This window comes from Sphingomonas sp. TF3 (assembly GCF_003985085.1).
Lineage (GTDB): Bacteria > Pseudomonadota > Alphaproteobacteria > Sphingomonadales > Sphingomonadaceae > Sphingomonas.
The window spans coordinates 150558-162630 of sequence record NZ_RWKS01000010.1 but is presented as its reverse complement, the minus strand read 5'-3'; the positions used below and the strand labels follow the sequence as shown (position 1 = coordinate 162630).

9 protein-coding genes are annotated in these 12073 nt (G+C 63.7%); 8 read left to right on the top strand and 1 reads right to left on the bottom strand.

The features are described 5' to 3' along the window. Positions 1-350: 350 nt before the first annotated feature. The 8 genes from EJC47_RS21365 to EJC47_RS11250 all read left to right on the top strand — a co-directional run bounded on the left by EJC47_RS21365 (position 351) and on the right by EJC47_RS11250 (position 10869). Entirely contained in the window at positions 351-2498 is a 2148-nt protein-coding gene (locus EJC47_RS21365; RefSeq protein WP_441004743.1) for a PQQ-dependent dehydrogenase, methanol/ethanol family, read from the top strand. Continuing rightward, on the top strand, positions 2495-4807 hold the full coding sequence (locus tag EJC47_RS11280) for a TonB-dependent receptor domain-containing protein (protein WP_126847708.1): 2313 nt from the start codon (positions 2495-2497) through the stop codon (positions 4805-4807). Before EJC47_RS21365 ends, EJC47_RS11280 begins: the two co-directional genes overlap by 4 nt. A gap of 5 nt (positions 4808-4812) precedes the next feature. Further along, positions 4813-5178, top strand: a complete 366-nt coding sequence (locus EJC47_RS11275; protein ID WP_185867645.1) for an EthD domain-containing protein — start codon at positions 4813-4815, stop codon at positions 5176-5178. Positions 5179-5195: 17 nt separating this feature from the next. Beyond that, the gene (locus EJC47_RS11270; RefSeq protein WP_126847704.1) at positions 5196-6674 is read left to right on the top strand and encodes an aldehyde dehydrogenase; all 1479 of its coding nucleotides are present in this window, start codon (positions 5196-5198) and stop codon (positions 6672-6674) included. Between the two features lie 5 nt (positions 6675-6679). Then, on the top strand, positions 6680-7186 hold the full coding sequence (locus tag EJC47_RS11265) for a nuclear transport factor 2 family protein (RefSeq protein ID WP_126847702.1): 507 nt from the start codon (positions 6680-6682) through the stop codon (positions 7184-7186). Between the two features lie 24 nt (positions 7187-7210). Next, positions 7211-8119 (top strand): DMT family transporter, encoded by a 909-nt coding sequence (locus EJC47_RS11260; protein ID WP_126847700.1) that lies wholly within the window; start codon positions 7211-7213, stop codon positions 8117-8119. Between the two features lie 106 nt (positions 8120-8225). Continuing rightward, positions 8226-9449 (top strand): cytochrome P450, encoded by a 1224-nt coding sequence (locus tag EJC47_RS11255; RefSeq protein WP_126847698.1) that lies wholly within the window; start codon positions 8226-8228, stop codon positions 9447-9449. Positions 9450-9561: 112 nt separating this feature from the next. Beyond that, the gene (locus tag EJC47_RS11250) at positions 9562-10869 is read left to right on the top strand and encodes a cytochrome P450 (protein ID WP_126847696.1); all 1308 of its coding nucleotides are present in this window, start codon (positions 9562-9564) and stop codon (positions 10867-10869) included. On the opposite strand, the gene EJC47_RS11245 is transcribed toward EJC47_RS11250, so the two are convergent. Continuing rightward, on the bottom strand, positions 10856-12016 hold the full coding sequence (locus tag EJC47_RS11245; RefSeq protein ID WP_126847694.1) for a CaiB/BaiF CoA transferase family protein: 1161 nt from the start codon (positions 12014-12016) through the stop codon (positions 10856-10858). The genes EJC47_RS11250 and EJC47_RS11245 overlap by 14 nt on opposite strands. Positions 12017-12073: the final 57 nt, after the last annotated feature.

The following is a 12073-nucleotide window of genomic DNA, read 5'->3' as shown; positions in this document are numbered from 1 at the left end:
CGCTTGCACCGGTCGAAGCGGACGATTGGCAAGAGCCCAATTGGCGTCGTTTAGCTGCCGTCGGTGTGCCGAGGGAGAGCTGGCCGGGGCGTTCAAGGCCGGTCTGGCACGGCGGGCGAGCGACTAGCTAGCGTTCACCTTACCTTGGGAGCGTGGTATTCCGAGCCCAACTGTGTCCGGTGATGGCGATCCTTCTCTAGGTATATCGAAGCAACGCAAACCGTATCGAACCAGTCCAAAGCCATATTTCAGTAAGGGCCTTCGGGTCGTCATAGCGGTGTTAGAGAAGGAGCCGAACGAAGCCCGCTCGACAGGAGAGTGATTTGATCGGGCGCGGGCAAAATATAAATATGCGTGGGCATGGTCGAATGAACTTCGTCGTCGCCGTGCTTCCGACATTTGTCTTGCTGGCAGCGTGCGGATCAACCGCACAAGAAACCGCCGTGGCGCCGAACAGTTCGGCTTCTGTCACGACCGCGCGGCTGGTGAACGCCGCATCGGAGCCGCAGAACTGGCTGACGCATGGCGGCACCTATGCCGAGCAGCGCTACAGCGCGATTGATGCCATCAACACGAAGACGATCGGCAAGCTGGGTCTGGCTTGGTCGCTCGAGCTCGACACCAACCGTGGCCAGGAGACCACGCCGCTGGTCATCGACGGCAAGATGTTCATTACGACTGCTTGGTCTAAGGTCGTGGCGATTGATGCCGCGACCGGGAAGCAGCTGTGGCAATACGATCCTAAGGTGCCGGGCGCGAGTGCCGTCCGGGGCTGTTGCGACGTCGTTAATCGCGGAGCCGCCTTCTACGACGGCAAGGTGTTCGTCGGCACCTTCGATGGCCGGCTGATCGCGCTCGACGCAAAGACCGGCGCGGTACAGTGGGCGGTCGCAACGGTCCCTGCCGATAGCGCATACACGATCACCGGTGCGCCGCGGATCGTGAAGGGCGCGGTCGTGATCGGAAATGCCGGCGCCGAGCTCGGCGTCCGCGGCTATGTCACCGCCTACAACGCGCAGACCGGCGCCCAGAAATGGCGCTTCTACACGGTCCCCAACGCAGCGGGCAAAGCCGATGCTGCAGCTTCGGATGCCGTGCTCAAGCGCGCAGCCGTCCCGACCTGGTCGGACGGCGAATGGAAAAAGACCGGCGGCGGCGGCACCGTGTGGGACGCGATCGTCTACGATCCCGAACTGGACCAGCTGTATATTGGCGTGGGCAACGGATCGCCGTGGAACCACCAGCTGCGCTCGGGCGGGAAGGGCGACAATCTCTTTTTGTCGTCGATTGTCGCACTGAACCCGGAGACGGGTGCATACAAATGGCATTACCAGGAAACACCCGGTGAAAGCTGGGACTTTACCGCGACGCAGCCGATTGTGCTCGCGGACCTGACCATCGATGGCAAACCGCGTAAAGTGTTGATGCAGGCCCCGAAAAGCGGCTTCTTCTATGTCCTCGACCGAACGAACGGCAAACTGATTTCGGCCAAGCCGTTTGCCAAGTTGAACTGGGCAACCGGAGTTGATGCAAAGACCGGCCGGCCGATCGAGGTGGATGGCGCACGCTATCAGACCGCGCCATTCCTGATGTCGCCCTCGGCGTACGGTGCGCACAACTGGTACCCGATGGCGTTCAGCCCGAAGACCCGACTGATGTACATTCCCGTACAGGACGTACCGTTCTTCTACCAGCAGGACGCGCAATATCGCTACCGCAAGGGCACTTTCAACTTGGGCAGCTATTCGGACAAGAATGCGCTGCCGACGGACGCCGCATCGCTTAAGGCAATCCGCGCCTCGCTGAAAGGTGCGCTGATCGCCTGGGATCCAGTCGCGCAGCGCGAGGTGTGGCGCACCGCACAGCCTGGACCCGCCAATGCGGGGGTGCTGGCAACCGCGGGCGACCTGGTGTTCGAGGGCAACCCGCAAGGTCAGTTCGACGCGTTCGATGCCACCACCGGTCGTCGCTTGTGGGACTTTCAGGCGCAGACCCAAGTGGCGGGCAGCCCGATCAGCTATTCGGTTGGCGGCGTACAATATGTTGCGGTCGTGTCGGGTGCCGGCGGAGGGTATGGCCTGACGTCGCCGTTCGGCGACGAAAAGCGCGCCAAGCCCAACGGTCGCGTGCTCGCCTTCAGGCTCGGCGGCAGCGCGACGTTGCCGGAATACGCTCCCCCACCGCTCGCGCCGCCGGTAATTCCAGCGGAGAACTTCACGTCTGAGCAGTTCTTGCGCGGTGAACGCGTGTACGAGACGACCTGTGGCTGGTGCCACGGACCGGGCGCCAATTCGGGCGGCGTTCTGCCAGACTTGCGGCGTTCGGGCGCGTTGGCAGACCGCGCGACCTGGCGGGCCATCCTTGTCGATGGGATTCTGTCCGACCGTGGCATGGCGAGCTTCAAGAAGGTGCTTTCACCCGCCGATGTCGAAGCGGTGCGCGCTTACGTCGCCGCCAAGTCCAAGGCGCTCTCTCGAACCGAACCGCGCAAGCCATGACGGCATTCCGCCAAAACCACCAAGCAACTAAAAAAGAAACATATCCTGAAGGGGAAGATATCATGAAGACCACGATTGCAAAGCCGGCAACGCGCGCCCGGCTGCTCGCGACAACCACGCTAGTAGCCCAACTCGCCTGGGCCGGCGCTGCTATGGCCCAGTCGGGCGCGCCTTCCGTGCAGACACCGAAAACCCCGGCGGCGGTCCCGGCGCCGAGCCAGACGGCCCCGACTTCGCCCGCGACGTCAGCTGCCGACAGCGGTACTGTCATGGGTGATATCATCGTTACCGCGCAGCGCCGCGAGCAGCTCGCACTCAAGACGCCTTTGTCGCTCACCGCGCTAGATTCGGCGCTAATCGAGCGCAAGCAGGTCACCGGCCTCGCCGATTTGACCTTCGTCGCGCCTGGCGTACGCAGCGGCCAGCAACAGGGCGTCAACCGCATCTTCATTCGCGGCATCGGCCTGTCGTCGTTCGCCTCGGGGGCAGATTCGAGCATCGCCTTCTACGTAGATGGCGTTTATGTAGGCCGCCCGACCGAGCAGTTGTCGTCTTTCTACGACATTTCTCGGCTCGAAGTGTTGCGCGGGCCGCAGGGCGCGCTCTACGGTCGCAATGCGACGGGTGGCGCGGTCAATCTGATCACCAATGACCCGACACGCGAAGCCGGTGGTTATCTCGATTTGAGCGTCGGCAATTACAAGCTGGTGCAAGCGGAAGGCGCGGTCAATCTACCGCTCGACGGCAGCGGCGACCTGCGCGCGCGCCTTGCGTTCAAGGTGGTGAAGCGCGATGGCTACGGCTATGATTATGGCGCTAATCATCAGATCAACGATGCCAACTCGCAGGCGGCGCGCCTGACCGTCCAGTACAATCCCAACAAGGACGTCGATATCAAGCTCGTCGGCCAGTATGGCCATGAGCTTGACGACAATAATTATGCGGCGAGTTTCGGCGCATATCCGGGGTTCGTGCTGCAAGGCGTAAGCGACTTCGGCGGCAACACAATCAAAAATTCGCAAGACATTTCAACCGGCGTCCAGTCTCCTGCGAACCGCCGCGAAGGCTATGCGCTCACCCTGAATGCCAAGTTCTACCTGACCGACCGCCTGAGCCTGAATTCGATCACGGGATGGCGTCAGTTCTACCGGCGCAACATAGCAAGTTCGGATCTGACGAGCGCCGGTCTCGGCATCACCGACTATACCGAGCGGAGCCATCAGATCAGTCAGGAACTGATTTTGAACTACGATCTTTCTGCGCTGCAGATCACGGCCGGCGTGTCCTATTATCATGAGAAGGTCAGCAATCTCACTCAAGTGCCGTTTATTCAGTTCGCAGGACTATTGTACCAGCAGCAGGGCACACTCGGAATTGACTCCCTCGCCGGCTACCTGCAGGGAACATATTCGATCACGCCCCACCTGCGCGCCACTGTTGCGGGTCGCTACAGCACCGAGCGGCGTACCTCGGTCGGGGCCTTCTCATTCGGCACAGTCACCCCGATCGACGATGCGCATCGCTGGAGTGCTTTTACGCCGAAGTTCGGGGTGGAATACGACCTGACGTCAAAAATCCTTGTCTATGCATCAGCGACCAACGGTTTCAAGAGCGGCACGTACAATGTCGGACAGGTTAATCCGGCGATCAATCCCGAGAAGATTTGGGCGTATGAGGCCGGCATAAAGAGCCGGCTGCTCGACAACAAGCTCGACGTCACTATCGCGGCGTTCCACTACGATTATTCCGATCTCCAGGTGAACAAGATCCTTGGCCTGGCGACGTTGACCACCAATGCAGCAGCTGCCAAAATATCGGGCGGCGAGATTTCCGCGAACGCGCGGATCACCCGGCAGTTTACGATCGACGCCAATTTCACCTATCTCGACTCCAAATTCTCCAGCTTCATGTCGGTCAATCCGCTGACACCGACGGCGGCAGCGATAAATCTCAATGGCAACCCGCTGCCGGGATCGCCGAAATATTCGGCTACGCTCGGCGCCCAATATGTCGTTCACCTGCCTGGCACCTTTCAGCTCACGCTCGGGGCCGACGCCGCCTATCAATCGCGGATCTATTTCAGCGAGTTCAAGGACGACGTCATCAGCCAGAAGGCGGTCACCAAGATCAACGCCTCCGCCAAGCTCGCCGTTACCGACGACCTATCGCTCACGGTATGGGGCAAGAACGTGACCAACAAGCTGGTCGCGGGCAACAAGATCCTCGGCATCCCTCTGTGGGGCTATCCGATCTATGGCAACATCGAACCGCCAGCGACCTATGGCGTAACGCTCGCCGCGCGCTTTTAAGAGTTATGGCCGTTATCACCATCATCGTCTGCATCAAACGCAAGCCGGGCATGACGCAGGAGGCGTTCACGGCCTATTGGAGCGACGTTCATGCGCCGACCTTGCTCGCTTGCACCGATTTCACCCGGCACATCCTCAGCTACGTCCAACATCATCTCGTCGTCGGCGGCACGGCAGTCGCCGCTTTGTTCGGCGCGAGTGGAGACTATGACGGGGTCGCGGCGCTCACCTTCGCGAATGAGGCGGCGCTGGCCGCCGCCTTTGCCGAGCCAAAGTATATAACCGACGTTCGGCCCGACGAGTTCAACTTTGTCGACATCGAAAATTGCACAACGCTTCTTACCTCGCCCTTCGTCGTCAAGGCGGCGTAACTACAAGGAGTTTTTCCATGGCCGATCATGCGACCCGCCAGATTCTCAGGCATCTCGACAAATTGTTCATCGACGGCGCTTGGGTCGCACCGCAGAGCGGTCGGCAGATCACGGTGCTGGCGCCCGCGACCGAGGAGGTGTTCCTCACCGTCGCGGAAGCCGATGTCGCGGATATCGACCGGGCGGTAGCGGCGGCACGCAAGGCGTTCGACGACGGTCCGTGGCCGCGCCTGACCCATGCTCAGCGCGCCGGCTATCTGCGCGGCCTGGCCGACGGGCTGGACGCCCGCGCCGCCGACATCGCCGAGATATGGCCCAACGAGATGGGCATCCTCCATTCGATCGCGGACGCATTCGCCAGCACGATCGGCGGCGTCTATCGCTGTTATGCGGGGCTCGCCGACACCTTCGCTTTCGAGGAGCGTTTCGACCACCCGCCGGGCGGCGGCGATTATGCGCTGATCGCCTATGAGGCGGTCGGCGTGGTCGGCGCGATCGTGCCGTGGAACGCGCCGGTCAACATTACCGCCTACAAGGTCGCGCCCGCACTGCTCGCCGGCTGCACGATCGTGCTGAAGCTGCCGCCGGAAGCGCCCGGCACCGGTTATATACTCGCCGAGATTGCCGAGGCGATCGGCTTACCGGCGGGCGTGCTCAACGTGCTCACCGCCGACCGCGCCGCGTCGGAGCGGCTGGTGCGGCATCCGGACGTCGACAAGATTGGCTTCACCGGATCGAGCGCCGTCGGCAAGCGCATTGCCTCGATCTGCGGCGAGCGCGTCGCGCGCTGCACGCTCGAACTGGGCGGCAAGTCCGCGGCCATCATCCTCGACGACTACGACGTCGCCACCGCAGCGCAATCGCTGGCCGGTTCGGCGACCGCGATGACCGGGCAGATCTGCTCGGCGCTGACCCGGGTGATCGTCACAAGGAACCGCCATGACGATCTGGTCGAGGCGCTCAAGGCCAATTTCGAGAAGATCGCGATCGGCGATCCGTTCGACGCGGCGACCGGAATGGGCCCGCTCGCGATGGGGCGGCAGCGCGACAAGGTCGAGGAGATGGTCGGTCAGGCGGTGCGCGATGGCAACCAATTGGTCACCGGCGGGCGGCGGCCGGCGCGCCTCAACCGAGGTTTCTTTTTCGAGCCGACGATCTTCGCACATGTTGACAATGACGACATGATCGCACGCGAAGAAATTTTCGGGCCGGTTCTGGCGGTGATTCCGGCGGATGACGAGGATCATGCGGTGCGGCTCGCCAACGACACGGTGTTTGGGCTCAACAATTCGGTGTTCACCCGGGATTCCGACCGCGCCTATGCGGTTGCGCGGCAGTTGCGCTCGGGAACAGTCGGCCACAATAGCTGGCGCAGCGACATGTCGATCGGCTTTGGCGGCTTCAAGCAATCCGGCATCGGCCGCGAGGGCGGCCCGAACGGGCTGCGCGCCTATCTCGAGCCCAAGACCATCATCATGCAAAATCCGGCGGAGTGACCGACATGACCGACAGTGCCACCCTGCGACCCGCACAGCGCGTCACCGTTACCGCGCCGATCACGACCAGAAGCGAGCGGGCGCGCCGCAACATCGAGGTGATCCGCGCCTTCTTTGGATCCTATCTCGTCGACAAACCGCATTTCTACAGCCTGTGGGTGGAAGACGGCCCGAAAGTGATCACGCCCTTCGTCACCGCCGACGTCGCCACCTGCAGCGCGGCGGTGCACGATGGCTGGGACGCGATCCGCGCCTTCTGGGATCCAATCCATGATGGCATGACCGGAAAATTCGACTGGACGGTCGAGGAGATCATGGTCGGCGAGGATCCTGATGTAATCGTGACCAAGGCGACGAGCGACATCGACGTCACCACCAGCGCGGTGTGGGGCGGCAAGCCGCTCAAATATCAGGGCCGCTACATCCAGATCTTCTCCTTCGACGACGGCCGGATCAAAACCTTCGAGGAATATTACGATACGGCGTTGCTCAATTCCATTTATGGGGCCTGATCGCTGGAGCGCCGGCCGGCCGGCATGAGCGTCGCCCGGCGGCGTATTTCGCCGAACCTGATCGGCGGCGGCTGGATCCTGCTTTCGGCCGTCACCTTCACCACCATGATCACGTTAGTGAAATATCTGGGCGAGGGCTATCCGCCCGCGGTCGAATCGACCTATCGCCAGATCGCCAGCGTGATCGTGCTGGCGCCGGTGATTCTGCGCGGCGGATGGGCGTCGATGAAGACGAGCCGGCCGTGGCTGATGATCGCGATGGTGGCGATGAGCACCGCGTCGCTGGTGCTCAGCCTGCGCTCCTACCAGCTCATGCCCTTCGCCAAGGCCAATGCGCTGTCGTTCACCAAGACGCTGTGGCTGGTGCCGCTTGCGCGGATTTTCTTGCGCGAACGGCTCGATGCGGTGCGCGCCGGCGTCGCATGCGTCGGCTTCGGGGGCGTGCTGGTCATGCTGAGCCCGGGTCGGGGTTTCGCCTTCGGCACCGGGGAGATGGTGGCGCTGGCGGCGGCACTGACCGCGGCGGGCGTGATCATCTGCATGAAGGCGCTCAGCGGCAACCACAAGATGCGTACGATCCTTGCATGGAGCGCGACGGTCGGACTGGGATTTTCGCTCGTCCCGGCGCTGCCAGTGTGGCGCTGGCCGACCCCGGTCGACCTGCTGCTACTGCTCGCGATGGGGGCGATGGGGGTGGCGACGCAGGCGACTTATCTCAAGGGTCTGTCGATCGGCGAAGCAGCCGCGATCACCCCGGTAGACTATTCGAGGCTGCTGATGGTGGCGCTGCTCGGCTGGCTGCTGTTTAACGAGCTGCCGACCGTGTCGACTCTGGTCGGCGCCGCGATGGTGATCGTCGCCACCCTGCTGCTGAGCTGGCACGAGATGCGGCGCTATCGCGCGCAGGGCGCGGTGCTGACCGCGCTGGAATAGGCATATCCGATTCGTAGCGCGCCAGACGCCCATGCACTTGGACAGGGTGACGGCCGCCGGCCTAGGTTCGAGGCCAACGAAAACGACAACGACCATGGAGTGGGATATGCTCGAGAACTCGCGGGCCGCCGAGTCGCGCTGTCCCTTCCCCTTCGCGCGCTCGGCCGGGCCGTTGTCGCCACCCCCCGAATATGCGCTGCTGCGCGAGCGTGAGCCGGTCCGGCGGGTCGACCTCTGGAACGGCGCCAATGCCTGGATCTTCACCCGCTGGGCCGATGTCCGCGAAATCCTGGCCAATCCCGATTTCAGCGCGGTGCCCTCGACCCCGGGCTATCCGATGCTGTCGCCGGCACGCGCCTCGGCTCTCGATTCCTACCAGAGCTTCATCACCTTGGATCCGCCGGACCACACGTTTTTCCGGCGGATGGTGACCAAGGAATTTACGGTCAAGCGAATGAATGCGCTGCGCCCGCAAGTGCAGGCGGTGGCCGATCGTCTGCTTGACGCGATGGCGGCGAGGAACCAACCGGGCGATCTGGTTCGCGATCTCGCCGGGCCGCTCCCGTCGATCGTGATCTCGATGATGCTCGGGGTGCCGGCGCGGCATCATCACGACATGGAAATCCTCGGCGCGCAGAAGAACGACCTGACGGTCGACCCGGCGGTGCCGGCCGAGGCCACGCGCAAGATGGTCGAGATCATCGGCGCGGTGCTCGACGACAAGATCCGCGATCCCGGCCATGGCGAGGACCTCTTGAGCCGGCTGGTGATCGACCAGATCCGTCCCGGCCACCTGTCCCGGCGTGACGCGGTCAACATCGCCAATCTGCTGTATCTGGCCGGGCACGAGACCACCACCAACCAGATCGCGCTCAGCACCGTTGTGCTGCTGCACAATCCCGCGCAGCGCGCGGCGATGCTGGCCAGCCCGGAGGCGCTCGCCGCCGGGGTCGAGGAGATGCTGCGCTTCAACACGATCGTGCAGTATAACTCGGCGCGGGTGGCGACCGCTGACGTCGAGATTGCGGGCCATACCATCCGTGCCGGGGACGGGGTCTACGCCCTGCTCACCGCGGCCAATCACGATCCGGCGGCCTTTCCCGACCCCGAGCGCTTCGATGTGACGCGCGACGCAAGCGCGCACATGGCCTTCTCGTTCGGGGTGCACCAATGCGTCGGTCAGTCGCTGGCGCGGATGGAGCTGGCATGCGTGTTCGAGACGCTGTTCCGGCGCTTCCCGGCGCTGGAACTGGCGGTGCCGTTCGCGGCACTGGAGTTCAAGGACGAGCAGCTCGTCCACGGGCTGCGGCGGCTGCCGGTGCGCTGGTAGCGCGCCAGCCATAGTGAAATCGTCTTTCCACCCGGCACGTTCTGACCCTAACCGGTACCAGGCGCGCACTGCGTGTCGCGGCGCGAATCGGCGCATCACGAAGGGATGAGGAATGCTTGATACCGCCGAAACTCCGGGCAACGACGTTCAGGACGCCATCGTCCCTGCAGACGTCGCGGCGACAGTGGTCGCTCCGAAATCCTATGTCGACGACACTGTCATCTATCCGGCGCTGGCCTGGCTGCGCGACAACGTGCCGCTCGGCAAGGCAAGTGTCCCCGGCTATGATCGGTTCTGGCTGGTGACTCGATATGCCGACGTCATGGCGATTTCGCGCAATGCCAAGGTCTTCATCAACGGCGACAACAATCTGGTGCTCAACACCCAGGCGGGCGACGCCTATCTGCGCCAGGCCAACGGCGGCAAACTGCGCTCGATGAACTCGCTGGCTTTCATGGATCGGCCCGAACACGCGGTGTATCGCAGCCTGACCGCCACTTCGTTCATGCCCGGCCGGATCCGCAAACTCGAGGAGAGCATCCGTGAGATCGCGCGCGCCTCGGTCACTGAGATGCTGGCGCACGAGGGCGAATTCGATTTCGTCCGCGATTTCGCGATGCACTATCCGCTACGGGTAATTTCCTCGATGCTGGGCGTGCCGCAGGAGGACGAAGCCCATACGCTGTCGCTCACCCAGCGGCTGTTCGGCGCGCCGCCTCCGAGTCCCGATGGCGCAGCGCCGACTATGGACGCCGCGGCGCGGCACTGGCGCGATACGCTCGAGGAATTCCACGCCTATTTCCGCGAGCTGAGCAAGGCCAGGCGGCGCGAGCCGCGCGACGATCTGATCTCGCTGATCGCCAACACCAAGATCGAGGGCGAGGATATCCGCGAGGATTACGAACTCGATTATTATGTCGCGATCGCTACTGCCGGGCACGACACGACGACGTCGTCCACGGCGGGCGGGATGCTCGGCATGCTGAAGGCGCCCGCGCAGTTCGCGGCGTTGAAGGCCGATCCGTCGCTAACCGAGGGCTTCGTCGACGAGGCGATCCGCTGGTCGGTGCCGATCAAGCATTTCATGCGCACCGCCAACGAGGACGTGGTGGTCAGCGGGCAGAAAATTCACGCGGGCGACCGGCTCTTCCTGAGCTACCCTTCGGCCAATCGCGATGCCGACGTCTATGCCGATGGCGACGCGTTCGATATCCGACGTTCGCCCAACCAGCATCTGTCGTTCGGCAACGGTCCGCACATGTGCCTCGGCCAGCATCTCGCCAAGCTCGACATGCGCGTTCTGTTCGAGGAGCTTATGCCGCGGGTCGCGTCGATCGAGCTGGCGGGGGAACCCGAGCATACCGAGACCAACTTCATCGGCGGGCTGCATTCGCTGCCGGTGCGGTTCAAGGCCGCCTGAGACTGTCGCGCACGCTGTCGGTGTGCTCGCCGATCAGCGGGGCGTGCGGCACCGCGATCGGCCGGCCGGCGCCGAAGCGCACCGGGGGCTTGAGGCCGATATAATCGCCTTCGGTCGGGTGGGTCAGCCGCTCGAAAAAGCCGGTGGCGACGAGATGCGGATCTTCGAACACCTGCTCGAGCCCGTTGACGCGGCAGCACGGGATGTCGTGCTCGGTGAACAGGCCGAGCCAATGGTCGCTCGGTCGCCCGGCGACGATCGCGGCGAGCGCGCGCTGCATGATCGCGACGTTCTTGAGCCGCAGGATCGGGGTTTCCAGTTCGGGGACGGCCAGCGCTTCGCGGTGTCCGACCACGTCGAACAGCCGCAGCCAGCGGGTGTCGGTATACGGCGCGACGACGATATGGCCGTCCGACGTCGCCATCGGCTGGCGGTCCGGATCGAGCTGGCGCGGATAGCCCGCCGGGCCGTTGGGCGGTACGAAGGTGTGCGCGTACATATGCTCTTGCAGCAGGAAATGGGTGAAGGATTCGAGCATCGGCACCTCCACCGCCTGGCCCGCGCCCGAGCGCTCGCGGTAGAGCAGCGCGCCCAATACGGCATAGACCGCGTGCAGTCCGCTCACCTTGTCGGCGATCGCCAGTGGCAGGAAGCGCGGCGTCTCGTCGCCGGTTACGCGCGGGATCAGGCTGGTCGCCCCAGAAACCGCCTGGATGATGTCGTCATAGGCGGGGCGGCCGGCATACGGACCGTCCGAGCCGAAGCCGGTGCAATGGACATAGACGATGTCGGGCCGCACCTTGCGTACGCTCTCATAGTCCAGCCCGGCGCGCTCGACCGCATCCTGCCGCAGATTGTGGATCAGCACGTCGCTGCTGGTGATCAGGTCCATCACGTCGCGCCGGCCCTCGGCGGTCTTGAGGTCCCAGACCACCGAGCGCTTGCCGCGATTCATGGTCAGGTGGACCGGACCCATGCGGCGGTTCATCGCGGGCTTGCCGACCCGGCGAATCTCGTCCCCTAGCTCGGGCTCGAGCTTGATCACGTCGGCGCCCATGTTGGCGAGCGTCTCGGTGCAATAAGGCCCGAGCATCACCGTCGTCAGGTCGAGGATGCGGATGCCCGCCAGCATGTCGGTCGTCGCCATCGGGTTTTCCTCGTAGGGTGAGAGCCGGCGATACGTCAGCCGCTGCGCCGCGTCACG